This window comes from Mesorhizobium sp. CC13, assembly GCF_039907765.1.
Classification (GTDB): domain Bacteria; phylum Pseudomonadota; class Alphaproteobacteria; order Rhizobiales; family Rhizobiaceae; genus Aminobacter.
In genome coordinates, this window is the sequence record NZ_JARDJI010000002.1 from 134,905 (window position 1) to 160,885 (window position 25,981).

Sequence of the window (25,981 nt, forward strand, 5' to 3'; positions counted from 1 at the left end):
GACCTCACACGCCCGCGACGAAACTCTCCAGCACCTTCTTCTGGCCGGCCTTGTCGAAGTTGATGGTGAGCTTGTTGCCGTCGATGGCCGAGATGTTGCCGTTGCCGAACTTCTGGTGGAAGACGCGGTCGCCGACCTTGAAGCGCGAGGGTTCGGTGGCGACCGACTTCGCCACCAGCTCGCCTTCGATGGTGCGGCCCTTGACCGAGCCGCGGCCGGCGCCGAAGCCGGAATCGGTCTCGCCATAACCGATGCGCTCGACGGAGTGGCCGGAGCGCGAGCCCCAGTTGCGGTCGGTGGCCTCGGTGCGATTCTGCTGCGCCCGTTGCCAGCCCGGCGTGGCGTAGGTGTTGGAGAATGATTTCTGGCCGACATCGTCGAAACGCGACGTGCCGTAGGGGTTGCGGCCGCCACCGCCATAGCCGCCGTAGGAATTGCCGGCTTCGGCCACCTCGACATGCGCCTCGGGCAGTTCTTCGAGGAAGCGCGAGGGGATGGTCGACTGCCACAGGCCGTGGATGCGGCGGTTGGAGACGAACCAGATGTGCAGGTTCTTCTTGGCGCGGGTGACGCCGACATAGGCCAGGCGGCGCTCTTCCTCGAGGCCCGAGCGGCCGCCTTCGTCGAGCGCGCGCTGGTGCGGGAAAAGGCCTTCCTCCCAGCCGGGCAGGAAAACGGTCTCGAATTCGAGGCCCTTGGCCGAATGCAGCGTCATGATCGAGACGGCGTCGAGCTGCTCGTCCTGTTCGGCGTCCATGACGAGCGCGACATGTTCGAGGAACGAGCGCAGCGACTCATATTCCTCCATGGAGCGGATGAGCTCCTTGAGGTTTTCGAGCCGGCCCGGCGCTTCGGCCGAGCGGTCGTTCTTCCACATGTCGGTGTAGCCGCTCTCCTCGAGGATGATCTCGGCGAGTTCGGTGTGGGGCGTGTTGTCGAGCGCCTTCTGCCAGCGCTCGAAATTGGCCGCGACTTCGCGCAAAGCGGCGCGCGGCTTGGGCTTTAGCTCGTCGCTTTCGGCGAGCTGGCTTGCTGCCTGGAGCATGGGCACGCCGAGCGCGCGCGCCGTGTCGTGGATCTGGCGGATGGTGGCCTCGCCGAGGCCGCGCTTGGGCACGTTGACGATGCGCTCGAAGGCGAGGTCGTCGGCGCCTTGCGCGACGACGCGGAAATAGGCCATGGCGTCGCGGATTTCCTGGCGCTCGTAGAAGCGCGGGCCGCCGATGACGCGGTAGTTCAGGCCGAGCGTGACGAAGCGGTCTTCGAACTCGCGCATCTGGAACGAGGCGCGGACGAGGATCGCCATGTCGTTGAGATTGTGCTTCTGGCGCTGCAGCTGCTCGATGGTCTCGCCGACGGCGCGGGCTTCTTCTTCCGAGTCCCAGGCGGCGTGGACGTTGACCTTGGCGTCGTCGGGATCGGCCTGCTCGGTGAACAGCGTCTTGCCGAGGCGGCCCTCATTGTGGGCGATCAGGTGGGCGGCGGCGCCCAGGATGTGGGCGGTGGAGCGGTAGTTGCGCTCCAGCCGGATAACCGTGGCGCCCGGAAAATCCTTGTCGAAGCGCAGGATGTTGTCGACCTCTGCGCCGCGCCAGCCATAGATCGACTGGTCGTCGTCGCCGACGCAGCAGACGTTCTTCTGCCCCGGGGCTCCCGTTTCCTGCGCCAGCAGCCGCAGCCATATGTACTGGGCGGTGTTGGTGTCCTGGTACTCGTCGACCAGGATGTACTTGAAGCGCTTGTGGTATTCCTTGAGCACGTCCGGGTAGGCGCGGAAGATGCGGATCGGATGGCACAACAGGTCGCCGAAGTCGCAGGCGTTCAAGGTCTGCAGGCGGTCCTGATAGGCCTTGTAGAGCTCGCGGCCCTTGCCGTTGGCGAAGGAACGGGCGTCGCCCTCGGGGATTTCCGACGGGCCGAGGCCCTTGTTCTTCCAGCCGTCGATCATCATGGCGAACTGGCGCGCCGGCCAGCGCTTGTCGTCCAGGCCCTCGGCCTGGATCAGCTGCTTGATGAGGCGGATGACGTCGTCGGTGTCGAGGATCGTGAAGTCGGAGCGCAAGCCGGCCAACTCGGCATGGCGGCGCAGCATCTTGACGCCGATGGAGTGGAAGGTGCCGAGCCACGGCATGCCCTCGACCGCTTCGTCGATGAGCAGGCCGATACGGCTCTTCATCTCGCGCGCGGCCTTGTTGGTGAAGGTGACGGCGAGGATCTGGCTGGGATAGGCGCGCCTGGTAGTCAGGATGTGGGCGATGCGGGTGGTGAGCACGCGCGTCTTGCCGGTGCCGGCGCCGGCGAGCACCAGGACCGGGCCCTCGGTGGTCTCGACCGCCTGGCGCTGCTCGGGGTTCAGGCCCTTGAGGTAGTCGGGCGCGGACGGCGCCTGGCGGGCGGCCATGGCACGCGCGGCGATGCCGCCGGGCGCAGGCGCACCGGCGGGCCGGGGCGGCAATCCGCCGGGCTCGTCGAAAAACGGCATGTCGTCCGGAAAGTCTGACATTTGCCCCGAATGTAGTGATTCGGGGCGGAAAGGCCAGCCACGTCTCTGTTTTGTTCCGCTTTTTGCCCGGCTTGTCGGCGGCCGGGCCTCCAGTGGCGGCGCTGGAATGCGAGGCGATCGACCCGCTCTGCAGCTTTGCCGCCAGCGCGGGGCGGGCACGCCCGACCGTGGCAATTCCGGCGATCCGGATCACGCAACAGTGAGAGCAGGCAAGATTTCGCGCGCTAAATTCGTTGCCGTTACAGGCAAGACAGGGAGCGCGACATGACCGGACCTGCCATCACCCAGGCGATGATCGACGCCTATGACGAATATACCCACCTGACGCTCGACCGGCGCGGCTTCATGGAGAAGCTGACCAGGCTCACCGGGACGGCCGCGGCGGCGGCGGCGATCGCCCCGATGCTCGCGGCCAACCAGGCACGAGCCGCAATGGTGGCCGAGGACGACGCGCGGCTGAAGGGCGAGGACATCGCCTATCCGGGCGGCACGGGCGAGATGAAGGGCTATCTCGTCAGGCCCGCCGACCAGTCGGGCAAGCTGCCCGCCGTCATCGTCATCCACGAGAACCGGGGACTGAACCCGCATATCCGCGACGTGGCGCGCAGGATCGCGCTCGAAGGCTTCGTCGCGCTCGCGCCCGACTATCTGTCGCCGCTGGGCGGAACGCCCGCCGACGAGGACAAGGCACGCGAGATGTTCGGCGAGCTGGATCCGGCGCAGACGGTGGCGAACGGCGTGGCCACGGTTGCCTTCCTCAAGTCGCACGAGCTTTCCAACGGCAATGTCGGCGCCGTGGGCTTCTGCTGGGGTGGCGGCACGGTCAACCTGCTCGCCGTCAATGCGCCCGATCTCAAGGCCGGCGTCGCCTATTATGGCGCCCAGCCCAAGGACGAGGCCGCCGTCGCCGGGATCAAGGCGTCGCTGCTGCTGCATTATGCCGGCATGGACGAGCGCATCAACGCCGGCATCGATGCCTACAAGGCGGCGCTGGAGAAGGCGGGCAAGGATTTCCAGGTGTTCGTCTACGAAGGGGCGCAGCACGCCTTCAACAACGACACGTCGGAGGCCCGCTACAACAAGGCTGCGGCGGAGCTGGCCTGGGGGCGGACGATCAGGTTCTTGAAGGAGAAGCTGGGCTAGGTCCCGTTTGCTATGGGTGGCCGATGGGATCGGCCCCCGAGCGGCCGGGCCAGGCGGCCCGGCGCGGCGAATATTCAGACGACGCCGCGCTTGGAACGCGCCTGACGCAGGATGACGCGCCAGCGCAGCATCTCGATCGGGATCGGCCCGTTGTTGTTGGCGATCTCGAATATCTCGTTGTTGAGGTTCCGGAGCGAGCGCCAGAAATCGTAATCGCTGATGCGCGGATCGCAGGCAAGTTTGCTGGCCGTCGCTTCTATGTCCGTGTGCATGCCTTGCCTCAAGCCGTCCGGTGCCCGCCGCCGCGACTCAATTTCGCTGCGTCGGATTTTCGGGGCCAGGCGGCGGCCGATCAACGAACCGCCGGCTGCGATTCAGGTTATGAACAGGTAAGGTTAATCGCCTGTGGCGCCGAGGCCACTATGCTGGCTTGCGCCTGATGCCGATCGACCGGCCGGCGCGCTCGGGCACGGGCAGTGCCGAGTGGGCGGCGCGCATCGTCTCGAGGTTGGCCATGATGTCGGCTGGCATGGGAGCCACTTTCGGGCCGCTCATGTCGACATGGAGCGACAGGTTTTCCGAGGTCGCGGCCAGCCAGCCGTCGACATGGTGCAGTTCCTGGTAGACGCGGAAGCGCTTCTCGTCGTGGTCGAGCAGGTGGAAGGTCGCCGTGACCTTATCGCCGCGGTGCAGTTCCTGCACGTAGCAGATATGCACTTCCGCCGTGTAGACGGTGAGCTTCCTGTCGCGGACATAAGCAGCGCCCATGCCGAGCAGGTCGAGCGCCTGGTCGCAGCAGCGGTCGAACAGGACATTGTAATAGGCCATGTTCATGTGGCCGTTGTAGTCGATCCAGTCGTTTTCGACCTCCATGACGCGCGAGACGAACGGGGCTGGCATAGGTGATCCTCTTCGACTTTGGCCTTTGGTGGCGCTGGACAAACCGCCGGGGCTGGCAGATTAGCGGAGCATAGGGTGCCGGCAAGGCGCCAGGCTGTTCCAATCGCGGAGGAAAAGATGGCTCTGAGCGACCTGCAGGCGATGGCCCGCAACGAGGAGGGGATCGCAGCGGCGCTGGGTATCCTCAAGCAGAAATTCGGCGAGCGTTTCCAGACCGGCCAGTCGATCAGAGAGCAGCACGGCCACACCACCACCTACCTGCCCAACCAGGCGCCGGATGGCGTGGTGTTCGCCGAAAGCACCGCCGACGTGCAGGAGGTCGTGCGCGTTTGCGCAGCGCACCGCGTGCCGGTGATCGCCTTCGGCACGGGCACGTCGCTCGAAGGCCACGTGAATGCGCCCGCCGGCGGCATTTCGGTCGACACGTCGCGGATGGACAGGATCGTCTCGGTCAATGCCGACGATCTCGACTGCACGGTCGAGGCCGGCGTGACGCGCGAGGCGCTGAACAACCATCTGCGCGACACCGGCCTGTTCTTCCCGATCGATCCGGGCGCGAATGCCAGCCTCGGCGGCATGGCAGCAACGCGCGCCTCGGGCACCAATGCGGTGCGCTACGGCACGATGCGCGAGAACGTGCTGTCGCTCAGGGCGGTGATGGCGGACGGCAGCGAGGTGGTGACCTCGCACCGGGCGCGCAAGAGCTCGGCAGGCTACGACCTGACGCGGCTTCTGGTGGGGTCGGAAGGCACGCTCGGCATCATTACCGAGATCACGCTCAGACTGCAGGGCATCCCGCAGGCGATTTCGGGCGGGGTTTGCCCGTTCCCGACGGTCGAGGCGGCCTGCCAGGCAGTGATCGCGACGATCCAGATGGGCATCCCGGTGGCACGCATCGAGCTGGTCAACGCCTTGCAGATGCGGGCGATGAAGACCTATTCGAAGCTCGAATATCCCGAGAGCCCCTGCCTGTTCCTCGAATTCCACGGTTCGGATGCGGGCGTTGCCGAGCAAGCGGAGAGCTTTGGCGAGATCGCGGCCGAATATGGCGGCGGGCCGTTCTTGTGGACCAAGGTGGCCGAGGAGCGGTCGAAGTTGTGGAAGGCGCGCCACGACGCCTATTGGGCATCGCAGACGCTGCGTCCCGGCGCCCGCGCATTGTCGACCGACGCCTGCGTGCCGATCTCCAGGCTCGCCGAATGCATCGCCGAAACCGAGGCCGATATCGAGCGGCTGGGGCTGATCGCGCCGATCGTCGGGCATGTCGGCGACGGCAATTTCCATACGCTGGTGCTGATGGATCCGAACGATCCGGCCGACATCGGCCGGGCCGAGGAGTTCGTGAAGCGGCTGGCCGAGCGGGCGATCGCCATGGACGGCACCTCGACCGGCGAGCACGGCATCGGCCAGGGCAAGATGGGGCTGATGGAGCGCGAGCATGGGCATGGCGTGGCGGCGATGCGGGCGATCAAGGCCGCACTCGATCCGCTCGGCATCATGAACCCGGGCAAGATCCTGCCGGCGGCGGAATAGGCGGGCGTTGACCCGGTGGCGTCGGATTTCGGCCCATGGTGCCTGGCCGGCAACCCGATTGCCTGGATGAAGCCTTCGCTTTTTGTGGGACATGCCTGCCGCGGCGTTGACGCGCCGCGGCTCAGCATGTCACCAAATGACCACGCTCCTCGGCTAGATGCCCGGGACGCATGAAAAGATTTGCCCCGAGGCAATGCTCGCTCGCCTGTTCGTAATCGTTGGTGGAATGTTCGTCCTGGTGCTGTTCGCGGCGCTCGTGGGACCGTATTTTGTCGACTGGTCGGGCTACAAGGCCGATTTCGAGCGTCAGGCGAGCGTGATCCTCGGGCGCAAGGTGACCGTCGAGGGCGAGGTCACGGCCCGCATCCTGCCGTTTCCGTCGGTGACATTTTCCGATGTGATCGTGGGCGACGGTGCCGAACCGGCGATGACGGTCGAGACCTTCTCGATGGATGCCGAACTCGCCCCGCTGCTCAGCGGCGAGTTTTTCATCTTCGACATGCGGCTGGTGCGCCCGAAGGCGATCATCGACGTTGCCGCCGATGGCACGGTCGACTGGACGATGAGACCATCGGCGCCGTTCAATGTCAGGCAGATCGCCATCGAAAAGCTGACGGTCACCGACGGCCAGGTGACTATCCGGCACGCATCCGGCGCGCGCAAACTGGTGCTGTCGGAAATAGATACGGTGGTGTCGGCGCGGGCGCTCACCGGCCCCTGGCGGATCGACGGTGACTTGCGGGTCGATGGGGTGGCCACACGGCTGACCGCCTCGACGGGTGCGGCGGACGCCGACGGCCGGATGCGGCTCAGGGTACGCGCGACGCCGGCAGGCTACGGCTTCGCGCTGGAGAGCGACGGCAATGTCAGCGCGCCTGGCGGGCGGGTGCTCTATGCCGGCGGCTTCGACGTCACGGCGAGCGGGCCCGACCCCAGGCCGGCCGCGGAGACCCAAAAGGCGAAACCGGAAAAGCCCGCCGATCCCGGATTCAGGCTGAAGGGCCAGTTCGCCCTGGACCATGCCAGGCTCGTCGTCGAGGAGTTCCGCTTCGAAACCGGGCCGCTCGACGAGCCTTACACGGCGGATGGCAGTGCCGTAGTCGACCTCGGGGCGGAGCCGAAGTTTTCGATTACCGCAAAGGGCGCGCAGGTGCGCTTCGACGAGGCCGTCGGCGGCGAACAGGAAGGGGCGGCGCTGTCCGTGTCGCAGCGGCTTTCGGCACTGGAGCAGGTTCTGGCCGGCCTGCCGAAACCCACCATCCCGGGAACGGTGGAAGTGGACCTGCCGGCGATCGTCACCGGCGACACCACCATACGCGACGTCAGGCTCTCGGCCGAACCGGGCGATGGCGGCTGGAAGCTGAAGTCGGTGGCGGCGACCCTGCCTGGCCGAACCCGGCTCGAGGCCGACGGCTTCCTGCGCACCGGCGACGGCTTCGGCTTCGACGGCAACCTCCTGCTGGCGGTGGGCCAGCCGTCGGGCTTCGCGGCGTGGGTGGCCAGGGACGTCGACGAGGCGGTGCGGCGGCTGCCGGCCGCCGGCTTCAAGGCCAGGGTGGCGCTGACGCGCGAGCAGCAAAGGTTCGACAATGTCGAACTGATCCTCGGCACGGCGAAATTCAAGGGCGAGCTGGACAGCCTGCAGCCGGGCGATGCGCGCGCCTCGGTGACCATGAAGCTCGACGGCGGGGAACTCGACGTCGAGGGCCTGCGCGCCTTCGCCAGCCTGTTCGTGACCGACACGGGCGTCAACCGCTTCGCCGACACGGACCTCGACCTCGCCGTGCGGGCCGGGCCGGTGGGCCTTGCCGGCGTCCGCGCCGACACGGTCGACACGGCGCTGCGCCTGCGCGAAGGCGTACTCGAGATCGACAGGCTGTCGGTCGGCGGACTGGCTGGCGCCTCGGTGAGCGCCACAGGCAGGATCAAGGACTTTCCGGCGGCGCCCACCGGCAATATCGACGCCTCGGTGGTGGCCGTGGACCTCGCACCGCTGGTGCAACTGTCGGCCGCGCAGCAGCCGGCAAACCGGCTGCTTGCCGGGCTCGCGCGACAGGTGGCGGCAACTCCGGGGCTGCTGGCCGATGCGCGGATCGATGTCGTGGCGAGTGCGGTCGAGAACGGAGACGGCACGACAGGCGTGGCCTTCAGCGCGCAGGGCGAGGCGGGCGGCTCGGCGCTGCTCGCGACGCTTTCCGCACCGGCGTACTCGGGCGACGCGGGGCTGGCGCAGGCGAAGCTCGAGCTTTCCGCCCGCAACGAGGATGCAACCTCGCTGCTGGCGCTAGCCGGCCTGCCGGTGCTGCCGCTGGGATTGGTCGGCGCCGGCGAGATCGAGGTCAAGGCCGACGGTGCTGCCCGCAGCGGGCTCGACGTGAGCGCGAATTTCAAGGGAGAGGATGTCTCCGCGAGCTTTGCGGGAAGGGTGGCGCTGCGCCAGGAGGGGCCTAGCCTGAACGGCCGGGCGACGTTGCAGGCGGCCGACATCGAGCCCTGGCTGATGACCTCCGGTGTGTCGCTTCCCGGCCTGGGAACCGGCACGCGGGTGGAGCTCGCGGCGGACGCCAGCTATGCCGGCGGGCCGCTCGTGCTCGACCGGCTCGACGGGACGGTCAACGAAGGAGCGGTGGTGGGCAGCATCGCGGTCGACCTTGCCGACGGCGTGCCGCAGTTCGGCGGTTCGCTGACCCTGGATGAACTCGATCTCACTCGCCTCGCCGAGATGCTGACCGGCGCGAACGCGCTGGACGGGGGCGACCAGGGCGCCTGGCCGGCGGCGCCATTTGCGCAAAAGTCCACGGCGCCGTTCGGCGCCGATCTCGAAATCGTCGCCGCCACGCTTGCGGCCGAGCCGCTGGCCGCGGCCAGCGACGCGGTGCTGGCGCTCAAGCTCGACGGCCAGTCGCTGCGTGTCTCGGGGCTAAAGGCCAAGCTCTATGGCGGCGACCTCGACGGCCAGGCCGAACTCAAGAACAACGGCGGCACAGCGCTGCTCACCGCGCAACTGAAGCTCGACGGATCGGATGTGTCGGCGATGCCCGGCCTGGCCGGCCTCGGCGGCAGGGGCGATTTCTCGGCTTCGCTGTCGGCGAGCGGCAAGTCGGTCGGGGGACTGGCCGCGTCTCTGTCGGGGTCCGGCACGGCGAGCGTGGACGATATTACGCTGCAAGGCTTCAACCCCGATGCGCTGCCTGCGCTGATTGCGCGCGCCGACGCGCTCGGCCGCGACATCAATGCCGTGCGGGTGGCCGAGTTCGCGCCGAAGATCGCGGGCGAGGGCAGCTTCGCAGCCGAACGGGCGGAAGTAGCGTTCACGCTCGCAGGCGGCATATTGCGCGTGCCGCCGATCACGCTGAAGAATTCGGTCGCGAGCATCACGGCCGACCTGCGCGCCGATCTCGGCGGCGGCAAGGTGAGCGGCAGCGGCAGCATCGCCTATGCGCCCGGCGACGAGGAGGTCGCGGGGACGGAACCAGCGCTGCGCTTCACGATGGAAGGCAAGCCGGGCGCGACGGTTCGGCGCTTCGACAGCGAGCCGATGGCGCAGTTCCTGACCCAGCGGGCGCTGGAGAAGGAACAGGCCCGGGTCGAGGCGATGCAGTCGGCACTGCTCGAAAAGCAGCGGCTGCGGCGGGAAACGCGCTATTTCGCCGCGCTGCAGGCAGAGCGGGAGCGCGTTGCCGAGGAGGCCCGGCTGGCCGAGGAAGCGCGCAAACGAGCCGAGCAGGAGTCCAAGGCCCGCGCCGAAGAAGCGCGCCGCAAGGCGCAGGAAGAGGCGCGCGCCGCGGAAGCCGCGGCCCGGGCGCAGGCCGAGGCGGAGGCTCACGCGGCCGAGAAAGCGGAGCGGCGGGCGGCAGAAGAGCGGGCTCGCCAGCAGGTGCTGGAGCAGGCCCGGCAGGCCGAGGAAAAAGCCAGGATCGAGGCCGAGGACAAGGCGCGGCGCGAGGCCGAAGACAGGGCGCGGCGCCAGGCCGAACAGCAGCCAGCGCCCCCCGCGATCGAGCGGGCGCCGCTGCCGGAGGTCCGGCCGCTCGACCTGCCCGACGCGGCCGTGCCCACCGATCCGGCCGCGCCGCCGGTGCTACCGAAGAAGAAGCTCGAACCGCAGACCATCGAAGAGTTCTTCAAATCGCTGGAGAGCCAGTAGCGGCAGCGCCCGCTACTTGCCAGGCGCGTGGGCGGCGGCGCGCTTTGCTTCTTCCAGTACGAACAGCCTGAGCGCAGAGGACAGGTTGGCCTCGCGCGGGCGCCGGTCGTCGACTTCGGCGATCAGCGCGGCGAGGGCCATGCCGCGCGCCGCCGCGATGGCGACGAGATCGTCATGGAAGGGCTTTTCGAGCGAATAGCTGGTGCGATGCCCGCGGATGGTCACCGAGCGTTTTTCGACCAGACTCACCGGTCCGGCTTTTCAGCGGAGGGGTCGCGGCGGTGGCCGTCGATGAACTTGCCGGCGCGGTCGGCTTCAAGCAGGTCTCGTTGCCTTTCGGCCTTGGTTCGTCCGTGAAGCGCACGATTCTGCTCGGCGGTTGCCTCCCGCTCGCTGCGCGCCTTCTGCTTCCTGAACTGCCTGAGATTGACGATGTCGGCCATGGCCTCCTCGTCCGATCGCTACTTCTTGCGGAATGCGTCGAGCGAGACCACGTCGGCGCTCTTGGCGGGCGATGCCTCGTCCTGAGCTTCCTTGGCTTCGGAATCCGCGGCCTTTTTCCTCGAAGCGGGCTTGTGCTCGGCCGGCTTGGAGATGGCAACCGGCTCGGGAGCCGGAGTTTCGTCGTCCGCAGCCTCGGTCTTGACCTCGAACTCGAGTTCGAAATTGACCGAAGGGTCGTAGAAACCGCGCACGGCGGAGAACGGAATCTCGAGCTTTTCCGGCACGTCGGAGAAGGAAAGGCCGACCTCGAAGCCGGTGTCGGTGACCTTCAGGTCCCAGTACTGGAACTGGATGACGATGGTCATCTGCTCCGGATAGCGCTCGCGCAGGCGGCTCGATATGCGCACGCCCGGTGCGCCGGTCATGAAGGTGATGAAGAAATGGTGATTTCCCGGGAGGCCCGTGCGCGCGACTTCCGCCAGGACTTTGCGCATGACGCCGCGCAGTGCCTCCTGGGCGAGAATGTCGTAGCGAATCTGATCTTCGGCCATATGTCGGTGCGGGGGTCCGAGTGAATCGTCCCCTTACCTGTAATCAAGCTTGAGGCTGTCGTAAACCAGATATAGCGCCTTATTGGGGTTGCTCAGGTCGTGTTCCGACGCGCCTTGCCGAAGGCGCGGAGGAAGGTGCGCACCGCGTTGGTCGCGGCCTGCCGCAACTGCTCTTCCGAAAGCGTGTCGCCGAAGATCATCGCCATCTGCAGGTCGGCATTGACGAGGGCCAGGAACTGACGCGCAGCGACGTCCGGATCGTCGATTTCCAGCCAGCCGGCATGCGCAAGCCGGGCAAAGCGCGCGGCAAGTGCCGCCCAGGTCTTGGCCGGACCGTGCTCGCGCCAGCCGGCGAAGAGTTCCGGATAACGAGAGCCCTCGGCCTGCAGCAGCTTGCGCAGGAACTTTCCGTCGCGATTGCACATGCAGTTCTGGTTGAGCCGCACGGCGAAGGCGACCAGTTCCGCCTCCAGATCGACCGGCTTGTCGGGGAAGGTGGCGAGTGTTTCGAAGACGCCGGCACTCATGCGCTCGGTGATCTCTCGAACGACGGCGACGAGCAGATTCTCCTTGTCGCCGTGGTGATTGTAGACGGTCTGGCGCGACACGCCCGCCTCGGCTGCGATGAGGTCGATGTTGGCGCCGGCGAAACCTTCGCGACAGAAGACGGATGCGGCAGCGTCGATGATCGAGTGCCGCTTGGCGCTGTGGCTGCGGTGGACGGAAATGTCAGGAGTGTCGGCGAGTGTCATGGATTTTTTATATACGCCTGATTGACGATTTGGACAAGTCTGTCTAAAAATATGTACTCAATCTGGTGTTTCGGTTCGAGAGGAGTCGGAATCACTGATTGTCGAACGTCATTGGATTGCGCGTCGCGGCAACCGCGACCGAAACCAGACCGAAAGAATCACGCCATGACACCTCAATTCCTCCGCGTAGCGGTCGTGCTCGGCCTTTTGTCGGCCATCGGACCGTTCGCCATCGACATGTATCTTCCGGCGCTGCCCTCGATCGGCGCCGATCTCAACGCCGGCACCGCCGCCGTGCAGATGAGCCTTCTGGTGTTCTTCCTGTCCATGGGGCTGGCGCAGATCGTGGTTGGCCCGATCTCAGACATGATCGGCCGCAAGGCGCCGCTCTATCTGGGGCTGGGACTGTTCGCCGTCGGCGGCGTCGGCGCGGCACTCGCGCCCGACGTCGAATGGCTGATCGGCTTCCGCTTCCTGCAGGGGCTGGGCGCGTCGGCGGGCATGGTTGTGCCGCGCGCCGTGGTGCGCGACCTGCACACCGGCACGGAAGCCGCCCGACTGATGTCGCTGCTGATGCTGGTGTTCAGCGTCTCGCCCATCCTGGCGCCACTGACCGGCAGCCTGGTGATCGAAAGCTTCGGCTGGCGCGCCGTGTTCTGGACCGTCACGGGCGCCGCCGTGCTGGCGGTGATCCTGCTCGCGACCTCGCTGAACGAGACGCGTCCGGCCGAACATCGCGCCGAAAGCTCGATCCGCAGTGCGCTCGTCGGCTACCGCTTCCTGCTCGGCGACCGCAACTTCCTCGGCCTCACTTTCATCGGCGGCTTCGGCATCGCCAGCTTCTTCGTCTATCTCGCCAACTCGTCCTTCATCCTGATCGACCATTTCGGACTGTCGCCGTCGGTCTACAGCGTGTTCTTCTCGATCAACGCGGTGGCCTTCATCGGCATGTCGCAACTGACCGGTCTGCTGACCGAGCGGTTCGGGCTGACGCGGGTGGTGCGGGTCGCGGTCGTTGGCTACGCCACGACGATGGTGGTGCTGCTCGCCGTCTTCGCCTCGGGCGTCGACCGCCTCGACGTGCTGGCGACGCTGTTGTTCATCGGCTACGGCTTCCTCGGCCTCGTCATCCCGACCACGTCGGTGCTGGCGATGGAAGAGCACGGCGAGATCGCCGGCACTGCCTCGGCGCTGATGGGCACGCTGCATTTCGCCACCGGTGCGGTCGCCATGGCCATCGCCGGCCTGTTCTTCGACGGCACGCCGCTGCCGATGGTCTTCGGCATCACCATCTCGGCCGTGATCGCCTTCGTGCTGGCCCAGGTGACGCTGGGACGCGGCCGGGAAGTGGCCGAAGTGCCAGCGGAATGACACCGTGCGGCCGGGCCCTTGCCCGGCCGCATTTCCGGCGAAGCGCCTCCAAGCGACATGCTTGCCTGAGCCGGACCAAACGCCGCCATTCGGCCGCTCCAACTGTCTTTTGCAGCCGAATTTGTGCGACGCCAGACGATCCCGTCCGGCTGCAAGACGCTCCTACTCGACACGATCCAGCACGAACCGCAGGCGCTCTGCGACGGGCAGCCTGGGAACCTCGACGAGTTCATGGCCATAGCCGGCGTAGGTCACGACCATGCTGGCATGGGTGCGGCGGGCCTCGTCTTCATCCTGCCTTCTTTCGCTGTCCCGGGCGAAGATTTCGGGCCAATGCGGCAGGATGAACACCGTTTTGGCGTAGCGATAGCCGCGGGCGGCTTGCTCGACATGGGCCGGCACCGGCAGGCCCCCGAGACGCAGGTAGCCAACGACATCGGGCACGCCGCGGTCGAAGAAAACGGGACCGGGCAGTGCGGAGGCCATGGCGTGCGAGCGCATTTCCCAACTCAGCATCAGCTCGGCAAAGAGGGCGGGATCGCGCCAGGGCAGGGCGGGGCCGTCGATCGCCATCTGATCGCGGATGATGCCCCGGCCAGCCTCGGACGTGGTGGAATGGCCGGCGGTGGCGAGGGCGTCGATCAGCGTCGTCTTGCCCGAGCCGGGGCCGCCGGTGAGTACGTGGAATCGATCGGTGTCCGGGATCAAGAGGGGTCTCCGAAAAGAGCGGGACCGGCCATGCGCAGGCAGGCTGACGCCGCCGGATGAATGCCGGCAACGGAAAGCCAGCGAAGGCCGGCGAAATGCAGATTGGGGAAGCGGCTGGGGGGAGAAGTGGAGGTTTCTGTTGCCAGGTACCTCCGAACCCCGCCTAGAAGTGCGAACCGCTAGGACTTGATTTGAAGCTATCGCGCCGCATTAAGCAGCGAGACGTGCTTCCGCATAGTTGTCGTTGGCAACTATAAGTTTAGCCCGATAACGGTGGTACAATGCCGGGCAAAAGTCCGATCTTTACACCCTCGTCGATCCTATTTCGCCCCCAGCAAAAACCGTCGCAGTCGGACGGCGGCTTTTGGTGGAGGCGCCGGGTACCGCCCCCGGGTCCGAATGGCTTATTTCATCGGCCGTTTATCGCCATAGTCAGTCGAGCTGACGGGGCGAATATAGGGAGGCTCGGCGCAAAAGGGAAGGGCGGAACCGCAGGCCGACCGCTCCATCCGCAACCGATTTGTGGTCCACGCGAACAGGCGGGGTTGACTCGCGCCATGCGCGAAACGAAGCTCGCGACCCGCCGCAAGGCATGGCCAGCGGCGAACTTCGGGGGGCATCCGAACAGAAGTCAACCGCCTAGGAGGGGACTTACATGACCGACTACCTTGCAGACGTGAAGAAGTACGACGCCGGCGCCAAGGACGAGGCGGTGAGCAAGATCGTCAAGCACCTGGGAATTGCACTGCGCAACCGCGATTCGTCGCTCGTCTCCTGCACCGACCAGAAGGAACTGGACCGGGTGAAGGCCGGCTGGGTCGCCAAGAAGCTCGGCGTCGAGGACGCCAACAAGGCCGACGGCGCGCTGGAGAAGGTCTGCAAGGCGATGTCGGCGGACAACACCAAGAGCCGCGTCACCTTCTACTATCTGGTGGCCAAGGAACTCGGGAAGCTCGGCGCGCTCTGAGCGCCGGGGAGACCGCAGGCCTTCGCCTGATCCGGCGACGCGGGCAGTCAGGCAGCAATGCCGGTGTCCGGTCGCCGAAGCGGCATGGGGCCGGCTACGGCGGGCGCGGCTGGGGAAACGACGCGGGGTTCGTTTCCTCCAGCGCCTTTGGCAGCTATGATCGGGCGCTACACGAATCGAGCCCCGACCGATGCGCCAGTATCTCGACCTTCTCAGCCATGTGATGGAAAACGGTTCCGACCGCGGCGACCGCACCGGAACCGGCACGCGCTCGGTCTTCGGCCACCAGATGCGTTTCGACCTGGCGAAGGGCTTTCCGGTTCTCACCACCAAGAAGCTGCACCTGAAGTCGATCATCCACGAACTGCTGTGGTTCCTGGCCGGCGATACCAACATCAAGTATCTCAAGGACAACGGCGTCTCGATTTGGGACGAGTGGGCCGACGAGAACGGCGACCTCGGCCCGGTCTATGGCAAGCAGTGGCGCTCCTGGCCGACGCGCGACGGCGGCGAGATCGACCAGCTCGCCAACCTTCTGGTGCAGATCCGCAAGAACTCGAATTCACGCCGGCTGATCGTTTCGGCGTGGAATCCGGAAGAAGTGGACGCCATGGCGCTGCCGCCGTGCCACTGCCTGTTCCAGTTCTATGTCTCCGACGGCCGGCTGTCGTGCCAGCTCTACCAGCGCTCGGCCGACATCTTCCTCGGCGTGCCGTTCAACATCGCCTCCTATGCGCTGCTGACGATGATGGTGGCGCAGGTGACAGGGCTGAAGCCGGGCGACTTCGTCCATACCCTGGGCGACGCGCACATCTACCACAACCATTTCGAGCAGGCGCGCGAGCAGCTTGGGCGCACGCCGAAGGCTCTGCCCACCATGTGGATCAATCCCGAGGTGAAGGACCTCTTCGCCTTCCGCTTCGAGGATTTCCGGCTCGACGGCTACGTCGCCGACGCCAGCATCCGCGCGCCCATCGCCGTGTAGGCCGCGCAGGCCGCAAGGCCGGCGACACAACGGAACCGAAATGCGGCTGGCGCGTTCTTGCGTGCGAGTCGGCGGTCCGTAATCTGCACATTTTTCCCCTAGCCGTGCGCAGTGCTTTTCACCTATCAATACCGTGCCCGGCGTGGGACCGGGCCGCCTCTGTTGCATGGAGACTGCGATGGAAGCCAAACCGTTCGGCAATCCCGTCCTGGTGAAGGAGGGTGAGGACCGGATACGTGAAATTGCCTGCATCGACGAAGCCCTGACTTTCCTCGGAACCTGGCCGGAAACGCGGCGCGGGCCGATCTACCAGACGGCCGTGAGGGCGTGCCGGGCGGCCTGCGAAGGCTCGATGGCGCCGGAAAAGGCGCGCAGCGCCTTTGCCGGATTTGCCCGTTCCACCGGCATCCTCGAGAAGGCCATCGTCACGCTGGAGCCCTGGAAGATAGATCCGAAGCGGGGTCGGGACATACCTATCTGACCGCCATCGGGCAGCACACGTATGCCTTTCGAAGCGCTGTCGACCTGTCGCCGCGGGAGAGGGCGGCGGTGCAGTCGGAAGTTGTTGCCAGACGGGCCGCCACGCGTGAAAATCAGGGCTTTGTAAGGCGGCTCGACGTCGACCAGAACAGCCAACGCGATGCTGCCGATGAAGGAGTAGGACGATGGCCGCCAAGGAAGTCAGGTTTCACGGCGATGCGCGGACCAAGATGCTGCGCGGCGTCGATGTCCTCGCCAATGCCGTCAAGGTCACGCTCGGCCCCAAGGGACGCAACGTCGTCATCGACAAGGCGTTCGGCGCCCCGCGCATCACCAAGGACGGCGTGACGGTCGCCAAGGAGATCGAACTCGAGGACAAGTTCGAGAACATGGGCGCCCAGATGGTGCGCGAGGTCGCCTCGAAGACGAGCGACGTGGCGGGCGACGGTACCACGACGGCGACCATCCTGGCCCAGGCGATCGTCCAGGAGGGCGCCAAGGCGGTTGCCGCCGGCATGAACCCGATGGATCTCAAGCGCGGCATAGACAAGGCGGTCGAGGCCGTCGTCGAGGAATTGAAGCGCCATGCCCGCAAGGTGACCAGGAACGACGAGATCGCCCAGGTCGGCACCATTTCGGCCAACGGCGACACCGAGATCGGGCGCTTCCTGGCGGAAGCGATGGACAAGGTCGGCAACACCGGCGTCATCACCGTCGAGGAAGCCAAGACCGCCGTGACGGAACTCGAGATCGTCGAGGGAATGCAGTTCGACCGCGGCTATCTCAGCCCATATTTCGTCACCAATCCGGACAAGATGCGCGCCGAGCTGGAGGAGCCTTACCTCCTCATCCACGAGAAGAAGCTCGGCAACCTCCAGGCAATGCTGCCTATCCTGGAAGCCGTGGTCCAGTCCGGCCAGCCGCTGCTGATCATCGCCGAGGACATCGAAGGCGAGGCGCTGGCCACGCTCGTGGTCAACAAGCTGAGGGGCGGGTTCAGGATCGCGGCCGTCAAGGCGCCCGGATTCGGTGACCGCCGCAAGGCCATGCTGGAGGACATCGCGATCCTCACCGGCGGGACTGCGATCTCGGAAGATCTCGGCATCAAGCTCGAGAACGTGACCCTCGCCATGCTGGGGCGCGCCAAGAAGGTGGTCATCGAAAAGGAAAGCACGACCATCGTGGAAGGCGCGGGCAAGACGGACGAGATCCAGCGACGGATTGCCCAGATCAAGGCACAGATCGAGGAGACCACGTCCGACTACGACCGCGAGAAACTGCAGGAGCGGCTGGCCAAGCTCGCCGGCGGCGTGGCGGTGATCAGGGTGGGCGGCTCGACCGAGGTCGAGGTGCGGGAACGCAAGGACCGCGTCGACGATGCGCTGCACGCAACACGGGCGGCGGTCGAGGAAGGCATCCTGCCCGGCGGGGGCGTCGCCCTATTGAGGGCCGCAAGTGTGCTCGCCACGGTGCAGACCGACAATCCCGACCAGAAGACGGGCGTCGACATCGTGCGCCGCGCGGTCGAGACGCCGGTGCGGCAGATCGCCGAGAATGCCGGCGCGGAGGGTTCGATCATCGTCGGCAAGCTGCGCGAACAGGCCGATTTCGCGTTCGGCTGGAATGCCCAGACCAACCTGTTCGGCGATCTCTACAAGCAGGGCGTGATCGATCCGGCGAAGGTCGTGCGCACCGCCCTCCAGGATGCCGCCTCGGTTGCCGGGCTGCTGGTGACGACCGAGGCGATGATCGCGGAGCGACCGAAGAAGGAGGCGACACCGCCGATGCCGACCCCGGGATTGGATTTCTGACCGGCATTGTGGCGCGGACTGGTCTCTGTCAACGGAGTTTCCGAAGCGGGGGCCCGCACCAATGCGGTGCGCGGCACGGGCCTGCCGCCTCATCCGGCCGCCGCTGCTGCGCAGTGCCGCCCACCCGGAGGACGACGCTACAGCAAGCCGCGCGGCCGAAGCCGCCGAGAACCGCCGGCATTTCGCGGTCACGCAGGGTCAGTGATGGATCGGCGCTTCCAGGTTCAGGGAGGGCAGGGGCGGATATACCCTGCGGCAACCCCGCATGAGTTGGGTGAGGCGCACCTCGTCGGTCACGCCGGTGCCGAACAGGCAGACCAGCGACGCTGCTTGCATCTCCCGGTCTTCCGTTGTCGGGGCCGTAGGCAGGCTTCGGGCAAGAACCCGCGCCAGCATCTCAAGGTCTTCGGGGGAAAGAGACCTAGCATGCTCGGACATGCGACCTCCCTTATCGTTATCGTTGTGTTCCCTCTCGAATTTCACTGTGCGCTACAACCAGAACCGGTGTCGACTCACTTTTGATTGCATCGGAAAGGTGCGCCGCTGCGACGACCTTCGAGATGGTGGCCGAGAATTTTTATCCCGAACGCGATGTCGATATTCTGATCCTGCAACCCTACGATACCGGCAGGGCAAGAGGCGGGGCGGAGATTCGCCCGGACAGGGAATGCGGCCGATGGACATAGTGATCTACGTTGCGATTGCGGAGAACGGCGTGATCGGCCGCGACAACGGCCTGCCGTGGCGGCTTTCCGGCGACCTCAAGCGCTTCAAGGCCGACACGATGGGCAAGCCGATCGTCATGGGGCGCAAGACGTGGGAGAGCTTTCCGAAGCGGCCCCTGCCGGGGCGCATCAACATCGTGGTGACCCGCGACCAGGGCTATCGCGCCGAGGGGGCCGAGGTGGTGCATTCCCTGAAGGATGCGGTCACGCTGGCGACCGCGCGGGGGAGGTGCCTGGCCGGCGCCGACGAGATATGCGTGATCGGCGGCGGCGAAATCTATCGCCAGGCGCTGCCGATCGCCGACCGGCTGCATGTCACCCATGTCCTGACCTCGCCCGACGGCGACACGCGCTTTCCCGAGATAGACCCGAACACCTGGTCCGTCGCCAGTTCGGAGGCGTTTCCCGCCGGCGAAAAGGACAGCCATGCGACACGCTATACCATTTACCGGAGGCGATCGGCGGCGCAGTAAAGGATTTCGTTCATACATCTGTAGCGAAAGGACGGCATGCAGCCGACCGTCGCGTTGAAAGCACGTTGTTGCATCCCTATAGATGGTATCAGTAAATGGGCGGCCGTTTCAGGCACGGCCGTCGTCATCGTGCAGTCGAAAGGACATTCATGCCCTGGAACAATCAGAGTGGAGGCGGCAGCGGCGGCCCTTGGGGCGGCGGCGGCGGCGGTGGCGGCGGACCCTGGGGGCAGGGACCACGACCGAGCGGACCTCCCGGGTCGCCCCCCGATCTCGAGGACATCATCCGGCGCGGCCAGGACAAGCTGAAGCGCGCGCTCCCTGGCGGCGGCGGATCCAGCCCGGCGTTGTTCGGCCTGATCGCGGCCGGCCTGGTCGCGCTCTGGGCCTTCCAGACGGTCTATACGGTGCAGCCCGACGAAATCGCGGTCGAACTTCGGTTCGGCAAGCCGAAGGAAGAGCTGTCGCAGCCGGGTCTGCATTTCCACTGGTGGCCGATCGAAACGGTCGAGAAGGTCAACACCGCCGAAAAGCTCGTCGACATCGGAGAAGTGCGGGGCAGCACCTCGTCCGGCCTGATGCTTTCGGGCGACCAGAACATCGTCGACGTGAAGTTCTCGGTTGCCTACCAGGTCTCGGACCCGAAGGCCTATCTGTTCAATGTCGCCGAACCCGACGTGATGGTGCGCCAGGTTGCCGAGAGCGCCATGCGTGAAGTGGTCGGCCGCCGGCCGGCTCAGGACATCTTCCGCGACGATCGCCAGGGCATCGCCTCCAACGTGCGCGACATCATCCAGGCGACGCTCGACGAATACGGCACGGGATTGTCGGTGAACGCGATCTCGATCGAGGATGCCGCGCCGCCGCGCGAGGTGGCCGACGCCTTCGACGAGGTGCAGCGCGCCGAGCAGGACGAGGATCGCTTCGTCGAAGAATCCAACCAGTACTCCAACCAGAAACTCGGCCAGGCACGCGGCGAGGCGGCACAGGTCCGCGAGGACGCGGCCGCCTACAAGAACCGCGTCGTGCAGGAGGCCGAAGGCGAGGCGCAGCGCTTCATCTCGGTTTACGACGAATACGCCAAGGCGCCCGAAGTGACCCGCAAGCGCCTCTATCTCGAGACGATGGAAAAGGTGCTCCAGGGCTCCGGCAAGGTGATCGTCGAGCAAGGCAACGGCCAGGGCGTGGTGCCCTATCTCCCGCTGCCCGAACTGCAGAAGCGCGCTCCGGCGGCGGGAGGCCAGTAATGTCGAACCGACTTCCCATCATCGGCGTCTTCGCCGCGATCATCCTGTTCCTGATCTATTCGTCGATCTTCGTGGTCAACGAGCGCCAGCAGGCGATCGTGCTGCGCTTCGGCGAGATCGTCGACGTCAAGGCCGAGCCTGGGATCTACTTCAAGGCGCCGTTCTCGATGTTCGAGGCCGACAATGTCCAGGTCATCGAGGACCGCGTGATGCGCCTCGACCTCGACGACATCCGCGTCCAGGTCTCGGGCGGCAAGTTCTACGACGTCGACGCCTTCGTCGCCTACCGTATCAACGATGCCCGCAAGTTCCGCTCGGCGGTCTCGGGCAGCGTGGAACTGGCCGAACAGCGTCTGCGCACCCGCCTCGACGCCGCACTTCGTCGCGTCTATGGCGTGCGCGGCTTCGAATCGGCCCTTTCGGAGGAACGTGCGTCGATGATGCGCGACGTGCGCGACCAGTTGCAGCCGGACGCCAATGCGCTCGGCCTGCAGGTCGAGGACGTCCGCATACGCCGCACCGACCTGACGGCCGAGGTGTCGCAGCAGACCTACGACCGCATGAAGGCCGAGCGTCTGGCCGAGGCCGAGAGGCTGCGGGCACGCGGCCGCGAGGCGGCGCAGCGCATCCGCGCCCGCGCCGACCGCGAAGTGGTCGAGATCATCGCCGAGGCGCAGAAGGAATCGGAGATCCTGCGCGGTGAGGGCGAAGCCCAGCGCAACGCGATCTTCGCCAACGCCTTCCAGCGCGATCCGGAGTTCTTCGAGTTCTATCGCTCGATGACCGCCTACGGCACGGCCCTCGATCCGAACGGCACGACCATGGTGCTGTCGCCCGAATCGGAGTTCTTCCGCTACTTCCGCAACCCGGACGGCGGCGCGACGCCTGCACCGAAGCCTGCACCCACCCCGCAGGCGGGCACCGCTCCCAGCACCGGCAACTAGTCACGCCGGTGCAGGACCTGATCGTCGCCATAGGCCTGGTTCTCGTCATCGAGGGCGTGGTCTATGGCGGCTTTCCCGCGCAGATGAAGCGCATGGCCGCCCAGATGGCGGATATCCCCGAAAACGCGCTGCGGATGTTCGGCCTGGCGGCGATCGCCATCGGCGTCGGCATCGTGTGGCTGGTGCGGGGATAACGGAATTTTTGCGCCTCTCCGATAGCGATGGCCGCAAACAGGCCTTATTTATTTTCATGATGACGCTTCGCGCGCGGGAGGCCCGGCGCGACCAACGCCAGACAGCCGGGAGGCTTCTCCAATGAATTCCAAGTCCCTTTTGCGCGCCATGCGAAAGGCTTCCCTTGCCGCCACGACGGCATTGATGATCGGCGCGCTCGCCGCACCCTCGCTGGTTCCGCCAGCCTTCGCACAGCAGCAGGGACCGGATTCGGTCGCCGACCTCGCCGAGGGGCTTTTGGGCGCCGTGGTCAACATCTCGACGTCGCAGACCGTCAAGGGCGGCGAGGGCGAGAATGCGGTGCCCATGCCACAGCTGCCCGAGGGCTCGCCCTTCCAGGACTTCTTCGACGACTTCTTCAAGGATCGGGAGGGCGAAGGCGGAGGCGGCGCGCAGAAGGTGCAGTCGCTGGGCTCGGGCTTCGTCATCGATGCCGAGAAGGGCATCGTGGTGACCAACAACCACGTCATTGCCGACGCCGACGAGATCGAGGTGAACTTCTCCGACGGCTCGAAGCTCAAGGCCGAACTGGTCGGTACCGACACCAAGACCGACCTCGCCGTGCTCAAGGTCGACCCGAAAGGCAAGACGCTGACGGCGGTGAAGTTCGGCGATTCCAACAAAATGCGGATCGGCGACTGGGTGATGGCGATCGGCAATCCGTTCGGCCTCGGCGGCTCGGTGACGGTGGGCATCATTTCGGCGCGCAACCGCGACATCAATTCGGGCCCGTATGACGACTTCATCCAGACCGATGCCGCGATCAACCGCGGCAATTCGGGCGGACCGCTGTTCAACATGAGCGGCGAGGTCATCGGCATCAACACCGCGATCATCTCGCCGTCGGGCGGCTCGATCGGCATCGGCTTCTCGATTCCCGCCGAAATCGCCTCCGGCGTCGTCGACCAGCTGGTCAATTTCGGCGAGACCCGCCGCGGCTGGCTCGGCGTGCGCATCCAGCCGGTGACCGACGACATTGCCGAAAGCCTCGGCATGAAGACGGCCAAGGGCGCGCTGGTCGCCGGCATCATCAAAGGCGGGCCGGTGGACAACGGCATCGTCCTGCCCGGCGACGTGATCATCAAGTTCGACGGCAAGGACGTCATCGAGATGCGCGACCTGCCGCGCGTCGTCGCCGAGAGCCCGGTGGGCAAGGCGGTCGACGTCGTCATCGTGCGCAAGGGCGTCGAGCAGACCGTGAAGGTGACGCTCGGCCGGCTCGAGGACGGCGAGAAGCTGGCCGAGGGCGAGAACGGCGCGCCCGAGGCAACTCCCGACCAGGGCGCCGAGGTGGCGACTGCCAGCGTGCTCGGCATGACGATCGGCGAGCTCAACGACGACACGCGTGCCAAGTTCGGCATCGCCCAGGACGTTTCGGGCGCGGTGGTGACCTCGGTCGCCAAGGATTCGGCCGCGGCCGAGCGTGGCATCGCCGCCGGCGAGGTGATCACCGAGATCGCGCAGGAATCGGTTTCGACGCCGAAGGACGTGATGGACCGCATTGCCAAGCTCAAGGAGCAGGGTCGCAAGAACGCACTGCTGATGCTGGCCTCCAAGACCGGCGAGCTGCGGTTCGTGACGGTGCGGATGGATTGAGTCCGGAAATCCGGACAAGCCATTGAGATCGAATGAGAAAGGCGGCTATACGGTCGCCTTTTTCCGTTCCTGCCATTCGCTGCGCGACAACCGGTAGAGCACGTGCCGCGCAAGCTGCGGGTGGCTGCCGGGCACGCTCGGGTGGTCGAAGTCGCCGGTGGCGTCGTGGCGCATACCGAGGCGCTGCATGACGGCGATGGAGCGATGGTTGTTCCAGACCGCGAACGAGACCACCACGTCCTCGTCGACGACGTCGAAGGCGTGGGCCAGCCAAGCTTCGGCGGCCTCGGTGACATAACCCTTGCCCCAATGCTCGGGCGCGAGCCTCCAGCCGATCTCCATAGTGCCCTTGGGCATGAAGGGTTCGAGGTCGGTGCGGGTGATACCGACGAAGCCGATGCACGCGCCGCCGGCGGCAACTTCGGCCGCGGCGAAGCCGAAGCCGTCGCGGTCGATGTTTCCCCGTATCCGGTCGAAGAGGTCGTCGCTCTCGGCCCGGTTGCGGCGCATCGGGAAGAACTCCATCACGGCGTCGTCGCAATTGACGCGATGGAACAGTTCGCGGTCGCGCTCTTCCCAGTTGCGCAGGACCAGACGCTGGGTGCGGATCGGCTTCATTGCGCGAAGTCGGCGCGGCCGTAGCCCTGCAGATAGAGCAGGGCGGTCAGGTCGGAATGATCGATGCGGATCCTGGCTTCGGCGGCCACCGAGGGCTTGGCGTGCAGCGCTACGCCCGAGCCGGCCAGACGGATCATGTCGAGGTCGTTGGCGCCGTCGCCGACGGCGATCGCGTCGGACGGGGTCAGGCCGAGGCGGGCCGAGATTTCGTAGAGGGCATCGGCCTTGGCGGCGCGGCCGAGGATCGGTTCGGAAACCTGGCCGGTGAGGCGTCCGTCGGTCTCGATCAGGTGGTTGGCGCGGTTCTCGTCGAAGCCAAGCTTGGCGGCGATGCGCGAGGTGAAGACATCGAAGCCGCCCGAGACGAGCGCGGTATATGCGCCATGCGCCTTCATGGTGGCGACCAGCGCCTTGCCGCCCGAGGCAAGTGTCAGGCGATTGTCGATGATGCGATCGATGACCGAGGCGTCCAGCCCGGCGAGCAGGGCGACGCGCTCGCGCAAGGCCGGCTCGAAGGCGATCTCGCCGTTCATCGAGCGGGCGGTGATGTCGGCAACGCGGTCCTTGGCGCCGATCTCGTCAGCCAGTTCGTCGATGCATTCCTGGTCGATCATGGTGGAATCCATGTCGGCGATCAGGATCTTTTTCCTACGTTCGGCGTTTTCCTGCACGGCGAAGTCGACGGGCTCGCCGGCGAGCGCCGCCGACAGCGCTGCGGCTGCCTGTTCGGCCGACATTCCGGCGGGCAGGTCGATGTCGCATGCGACGGCTTCGGCCAGCCAGCGAATGCCGCTTGCGCCGAGGCCACGCATGGCCTTATCGGCAAGAGACGGCTGCAGCAGAGCGCGGTCGGGATGGGAAATCAGCGTGGCGACGAGCGGCATCGAAAATTCCGGGAAAGGCGAGGGGCGCATCAGGAATGCGACCCTGATAGCCGGGCCGACCGCCAGCGGCAAGTCGGCACTGGCGCTGAAGCTGGCCGAGCGCGACGGCGGCGTGATCGTCAATGCCGATTCCATGCAGGTCTATGGCGTGCTCGACGTGCTGACGGCGCGGCCGGGTGCTGCGGAACTCGCCCGGGCACGCCACTTCCTCTACGGCCATGTGTCGCCGGCCACGGCCTATTCGACGGGCGCCTGGCTGCGCGACGTGGCGGTGCTCGCCGACAGCGGCATCTTCGATGCGCAGCGGCCGATCTTCGTCGGCGGAACCGGGCTCTACTTCCGGGCGCTCGCCGAGGGCATCTCGGAGATGCCGGACATTCCCCAGGAGGTCCGCGACCGCTGGCGCTGGCGGCTCAACGAGGAAGGCGCGCCGAGGCTGCACCGCCTGCTCATGCGGGTCGATCCCGAGGTGGCCATGCGCCTCAAGGCGAGCGACGGCCAGCGCATCGTGCGGGCGCTCGAAGTGCTGCAGGCCTCGGGCCGTTCGATCCTCAAATGGCAGGCCGACCGAGGCCATCCGATGATCGACCTTGCGACCGCGCGCTTCCTCGTCATCGAACCCGATCGCAAGGCGCTGATCGAGCGGATCGACGCACGCTTCGACAAGATGATCGAAGCGGGGGCGCTCGAAGAGGTGAAGGCGATCGGCGCGATGCGGCTCGCGCCGGAACTTCCGGCGATGAAGGCGATCGGGGTGCGCGAGCTTGCCGCGGCGATGGCGGGCGAGATGGGATTCGACGAGGCGATCGAGCGGGCAAAGATCGCCACGCGCCAATATGCCAAACGGCAGTCGACCTGGTTCCGCAACCAGTTCGGTCCGGAATGGCGAAGGATAGGCGGCGAGGCCCTGGTCCGGCCTCCGGATTAACCCTCCGTAAGGCGCCGCCGTGACATAAGCGCGGGAG

25 protein-coding genes and 1 other RNA gene are annotated in these 25,981 nt (G+C 66.3%); 14 read left to right on the plus strand and 12 right to left on the minus strand.

Features of this window, described 5'->3' with window-relative positions; genetic code table 11:
- Nucleotides 1-4 precede the first annotated feature (4 nt).
- Nucleotides 5-2,503, minus strand: a complete 2,499-nt coding sequence (locus PV773_RS03685; RefSeq protein ID WP_347965050.1) for a UvrD-helicase domain-containing protein — start codon at nucleotides 2,501-2,503, stop codon at nucleotides 5-7.
- 264 nt (nucleotides 2,504-2,767) lie between these two features.
- Between PV773_RS03685 and PV773_RS03690 the strand changes: the two genes are divergently transcribed.
- Nucleotides 2,768-3,646, plus strand: coding sequence for a dienelactone hydrolase family protein (locus PV773_RS03690; protein ID WP_347965051.1), 879 nt, complete (start codon nucleotides 2,768-2,770; stop codon nucleotides 3,644-3,646).
- 74 nt (nucleotides 3,647-3,720) lie between these two features.
- Here PV773_RS03690 and PV773_RS03695 read toward each other — a convergent pair whose 3' ends face one another.
- Nucleotides 3,721-3,918 (minus strand): hypothetical protein, encoded by a 198-nt coding sequence (locus PV773_RS03695; protein ID WP_340038769.1) that lies wholly within the window; start codon nucleotides 3,916-3,918, stop codon nucleotides 3,721-3,723.
- A 148-nt stretch (nucleotides 3,919-4,066) separates the two neighbouring features.
- Nucleotides 4,067-4,546: a thioesterase family protein gene (locus PV773_RS03700; RefSeq protein WP_347965052.1), complete on the minus strand. Its 480-nt coding sequence runs from the start codon at nucleotides 4,544-4,546 to the stop codon at nucleotides 4,067-4,069.
- Between the two features lie 117 nt (nucleotides 4,547-4,663).
- Between PV773_RS03700 and PV773_RS03705 the strand changes: the two genes are divergently transcribed.
- Both PV773_RS03705 and PV773_RS03710 read left to right on the plus strand, forming a co-directional pair.
- Nucleotides 4,664-6,079, plus strand: a complete 1,416-nt coding sequence (locus PV773_RS03705) for an FAD-linked oxidase C-terminal domain-containing protein (RefSeq protein WP_347965053.1) — start codon at nucleotides 4,664-4,666, stop codon at nucleotides 6,077-6,079.
- Nucleotides 6,080-6,272: 193 nt separating this feature from the next.
- Complete coding sequence (locus PV773_RS03710) at nucleotides 6,273-10,226, plus strand: AsmA family protein (protein WP_347965054.1); 3,954 nt, start codon at nucleotides 6,273-6,275, stop codon at nucleotides 10,224-10,226.
- Between the two features lie 12 nt (nucleotides 10,227-10,238).
- Here PV773_RS03710 and PV773_RS03715 read toward each other — a convergent pair whose 3' ends face one another.
- The 4 genes from PV773_RS03715 to PV773_RS03730 all read right to left on the minus strand — a co-directional run bounded on the left by PV773_RS03715 (nucleotide 10,239) and on the right by PV773_RS03730 (nucleotide 11,973).
- Complete coding sequence (locus tag PV773_RS03715) at nucleotides 10,239-10,475, minus strand: ribbon-helix-helix domain-containing protein (RefSeq protein ID WP_347965055.1); 237 nt, start codon at nucleotides 10,473-10,475, stop codon at nucleotides 10,239-10,241.
- Nucleotides 10,472-10,669, minus strand: a complete 198-nt coding sequence (locus PV773_RS03720) for a DUF4169 family protein (protein ID WP_347965056.1) — start codon at nucleotides 10,667-10,669, stop codon at nucleotides 10,472-10,474. Before PV773_RS03720 ends, PV773_RS03715 begins: the two co-directional genes overlap by 4 nt.
- A gap of 18 nt (nucleotides 10,670-10,687) precedes the next feature.
- Entirely contained in the window at nucleotides 10,688-11,221 is a 534-nt protein-coding gene (locus tag PV773_RS03725) for an SspB family protein (RefSeq protein ID WP_347965057.1), read from the minus strand.
- 92 nt (nucleotides 11,222-11,313) lie between these two features.
- Nucleotides 11,314-11,973: a TetR/AcrR family transcriptional regulator gene (locus PV773_RS03730; protein ID WP_347965058.1), complete on the minus strand. Its 660-nt coding sequence runs from the start codon at nucleotides 11,971-11,973 to the stop codon at nucleotides 11,314-11,316.
- A 165-nt stretch (nucleotides 11,974-12,138) separates the two neighbouring features.
- On the opposite strand from PV773_RS03730, the gene PV773_RS03735 reads away from it, so the two are divergent.
- Entirely contained in the window at nucleotides 12,139-13,344 is a 1,206-nt protein-coding gene (locus tag PV773_RS03735) for a multidrug effflux MFS transporter (RefSeq protein WP_347965059.1), read from the plus strand.
- A 162-nt stretch (nucleotides 13,345-13,506) separates the two neighbouring features.
- Here the strand turns inward: PV773_RS03735 and PV773_RS03740 are convergent, their stop codons facing one another.
- Together PV773_RS03740 and ssrA are read right to left on the minus strand one after the other, a co-directional pair.
- Entirely contained in the window at nucleotides 13,507-14,052 is a 546-nt protein-coding gene (locus PV773_RS03740; RefSeq protein ID WP_347965060.1) for an AAA family ATPase, read from the minus strand.
- A 125-nt stretch (nucleotides 14,053-14,177) separates the two neighbouring features.
- Nucleotides 14,178-14,537, minus strand: a transfer-messenger RNA (tmRNA) gene (gene ssrA, locus PV773_RS03745).
- A 170-nt stretch (nucleotides 14,538-14,707) separates the two neighbouring features.
- Here ssrA and PV773_RS03750 point away from each other — a divergent pair.
- The 4 genes from PV773_RS03750 to groL all read left to right on the plus strand — a co-directional run bounded on the left by PV773_RS03750 (nucleotide 14,708) and on the right by groL (nucleotide 18,295).
- A complete protein-coding gene (locus PV773_RS03750; protein WP_347965061.1) occupies nucleotides 14,708-15,019 on the plus strand; it encodes a DUF2853 family protein in 312 nt (103 codons plus the stop codon).
- A gap of 190 nt (nucleotides 15,020-15,209) precedes the next feature.
- Nucleotides 15,210-16,004 (plus strand): thymidylate synthase, encoded by a 795-nt coding sequence (locus PV773_RS03755; protein ID WP_347965062.1) that lies wholly within the window; start codon nucleotides 15,210-15,212, stop codon nucleotides 16,002-16,004.
- Nucleotides 16,005-16,182: 178 nt separating this feature from the next.
- Nucleotides 16,183-16,485 carry a DUF982 domain-containing protein gene (locus PV773_RS03760; RefSeq protein ID WP_347965063.1) on the plus strand — a complete coding sequence of 101 codons (303 nt, stop codon included), beginning with the start codon at nucleotides 16,183-16,185 and terminating at the stop codon, nucleotides 16,483-16,485.
- Nucleotides 16,486-16,669: 184 nt separating this feature from the next.
- Nucleotides 16,670-18,295, plus strand: coding sequence for a chaperonin GroEL (groL, locus tag PV773_RS03765; RefSeq protein ID WP_347965064.1), 1,626 nt, complete (start codon nucleotides 16,670-16,672; stop codon nucleotides 18,293-18,295).
- Nucleotides 18,296-18,493: 198 nt separating this feature from the next.
- On the opposite strand, the gene PV773_RS03770 is transcribed toward groL, so the two are convergent.
- On the minus strand, nucleotides 18,494-18,631 hold the full coding sequence (locus tag PV773_RS03770) for a hypothetical protein (RefSeq protein WP_347965065.1): 138 nt from the start codon (nucleotides 18,629-18,631) through the stop codon (nucleotides 18,494-18,496).
- Nucleotides 18,632-18,971: 340 nt separating this feature from the next.
- Here PV773_RS03770 and PV773_RS03775 point away from each other — a divergent pair, with 340 nt between their 5' ends.
- From PV773_RS03775 to PV773_RS03795, 5 genes are all read left to right on the plus strand, one after another.
- Nucleotides 18,972-19,493, plus strand: a complete 522-nt coding sequence (locus tag PV773_RS03775) for a dihydrofolate reductase (RefSeq protein WP_347965066.1) — start codon at nucleotides 18,972-18,974, stop codon at nucleotides 19,491-19,493.
- A gap of 149 nt (nucleotides 19,494-19,642) precedes the next feature.
- Nucleotides 19,643-20,740: an FtsH protease activity modulator HflK gene (gene hflK, locus PV773_RS03780; RefSeq protein WP_340038787.1), complete on the plus strand. Its 1,098-nt coding sequence runs from the start codon at nucleotides 19,643-19,645 to the stop codon at nucleotides 20,738-20,740.
- Entirely contained in the window at nucleotides 20,740-21,684 is a 945-nt protein-coding gene (locus PV773_RS03785) for a protease modulator HflC (RefSeq protein WP_347965067.1), read from the plus strand. Before hflK ends, PV773_RS03785 begins: the two co-directional genes overlap by 1 nt.
- Nucleotides 21,685-21,692: 8 nt before the next feature.
- A complete protein-coding gene (locus tag PV773_RS03790; RefSeq protein WP_340038789.1) occupies nucleotides 21,693-21,878 on the plus strand; it encodes a DUF2065 domain-containing protein in 186 nt (61 codons plus the stop codon).
- A gap of 121 nt (nucleotides 21,879-21,999) precedes the next feature.
- On the plus strand, nucleotides 22,000-23,514 hold the full coding sequence (locus PV773_RS03795; RefSeq protein WP_347965068.1) for a DegQ family serine endoprotease: 1,515 nt from the start codon (nucleotides 22,000-22,002) through the stop codon (nucleotides 23,512-23,514).
- 45 nt (nucleotides 23,515-23,559) lie between these two features.
- Here PV773_RS03795 and PV773_RS03800 read toward each other — a convergent pair whose 3' ends face one another.
- Together PV773_RS03800 and serB are read right to left on the minus strand one after the other, a co-directional pair.
- Complete coding sequence (locus tag PV773_RS03800; RefSeq protein WP_347965069.1) at nucleotides 23,560-24,132, minus strand: GNAT family N-acetyltransferase; 573 nt, start codon at nucleotides 24,130-24,132, stop codon at nucleotides 23,560-23,562.
- On the minus strand, nucleotides 24,129-25,016 hold the full coding sequence (gene serB / locus PV773_RS03805; protein WP_347965070.1) for a phosphoserine phosphatase SerB: 888 nt from the start codon (nucleotides 25,014-25,016) through the stop codon (nucleotides 24,129-24,131). Before serB ends, PV773_RS03800 begins: the two co-directional genes overlap by 4 nt.
- Here serB and miaA point away from each other — a divergent pair.
- Complete coding sequence (gene miaA, locus PV773_RS03810) at nucleotides 25,000-25,944, plus strand: tRNA (adenosine(37)-N6)-dimethylallyltransferase MiaA (protein ID WP_347965071.1); 945 nt, start codon at nucleotides 25,000-25,002, stop codon at nucleotides 25,942-25,944. The genes serB and miaA overlap by 17 nt on opposite strands.
- Nucleotides 25,945-25,981: the final 37 nt, after the last annotated feature.

Bases quoted from the DNA above. Each gene is read 5' to 3' on its own strand.
- PV773_RS03695 (WP_340038769.1), bottom strand. From the start codon at position 3,918: ATGCACACGGACATAGAAGCGACGGCCAGCAAACTTGCCTGCGATCCG.
- PV773_RS03730 (WP_347965058.1), bottom strand. From the start codon at position 11,973: ATGACACTCGCCGACACTCCTGACATTTCCGTCCACCGCAGCCACAGC.
- hflK (WP_340038787.1), top strand. From the start codon at position 19,643: ATGCCCTGGAACAATCAGAGTGGAGGCGGCAGCGGCGGCCCTTGGGGC.
- PV773_RS03775 (WP_347965066.1), top strand. From the start codon at position 18,972: ATGGACATAGTGATCTACGTTGCGATTGCGGAGAACGGCGTGATCGGC.
- groL (WP_347965064.1), top strand. From the start codon at position 16,670: ATGGCCGCCAAGGAAGTCAGGTTTCACGGCGATGCGCGGACCAAGATG.
- PV773_RS03750 (WP_347965061.1), top strand. From the start codon at position 14,708: ATGACCGACTACCTTGCAGACGTGAAGAAGTACGACGCCGGCGCCAAG.
- PV773_RS03685 (WP_347965050.1), bottom strand. From the start codon at position 2,503: ATGTCAGACTTTCCGGACGACATGCCGTTTTTCGACGAGCCCGGCGGA.
- PV773_RS03760 (WP_347965063.1), top strand. From the start codon at position 16,183: ATGGAAGCCAAACCGTTCGGCAATCCCGTCCTGGTGAAGGAGGGTGAG.
- PV773_RS03705 (WP_347965053.1), top strand. From the start codon at position 4,664: ATGGCTCTGAGCGACCTGCAGGCGATGGCCCGCAACGAGGAGGGGATC.
- PV773_RS03700 (WP_347965052.1), bottom strand. From the start codon at position 4,546: ATGCCAGCCCCGTTCGTCTCGCGCGTCATGGAGGTCGAAAACGACTGG.
- serB (WP_347965070.1), bottom strand. From the start codon at position 25,016: ATGCCGCTCGTCGCCACGCTGATTTCCCATCCCGACCGCGCTCTGCTG.
- PV773_RS03720 (WP_347965056.1), bottom strand. From the start codon at position 10,669: ATGGCCGACATCGTCAATCTCAGGCAGTTCAGGAAGCAGAAGGCGCGC.
- PV773_RS03725 (WP_347965057.1), bottom strand. From the start codon at position 11,221: ATGGCCGAAGATCAGATTCGCTACGACATTCTCGCCCAGGAGGCACTG.
- PV773_RS03755 (WP_347965062.1), top strand. From the start codon at position 15,210: ATGCGCCAGTATCTCGACCTTCTCAGCCATGTGATGGAAAACGGTTCC.
- PV773_RS03795 (WP_347965068.1), top strand. From the start codon at position 22,000: ATGAATTCCAAGTCCCTTTTGCGCGCCATGCGAAAGGCTTCCCTTGCC.
- PV773_RS03690 (WP_347965051.1), top strand. From the start codon at position 2,768: ATGACCGGACCTGCCATCACCCAGGCGATGATCGACGCCTATGACGAA.
- PV773_RS03710 (WP_347965054.1), top strand. From the start codon at position 6,273: ATGCTCGCTCGCCTGTTCGTAATCGTTGGTGGAATGTTCGTCCTGGTG.
- PV773_RS03785 (WP_347965067.1), top strand. From the start codon at position 20,740: ATGTCGAACCGACTTCCCATCATCGGCGTCTTCGCCGCGATCATCCTG.
- PV773_RS03800 (WP_347965069.1), bottom strand. From the start codon at position 24,132: ATGAAGCCGATCCGCACCCAGCGTCTGGTCCTGCGCAACTGGGAAGAG.
- PV773_RS03735 (WP_347965059.1), top strand. From the start codon at position 12,139: ATGACACCTCAATTCCTCCGCGTAGCGGTCGTGCTCGGCCTTTTGTCG.
- PV773_RS03770 (WP_347965065.1), bottom strand. From the start codon at position 18,631: ATGCAAGCAGCGTCGCTGGTCTGCCTGTTCGGCACCGGCGTGACCGAC.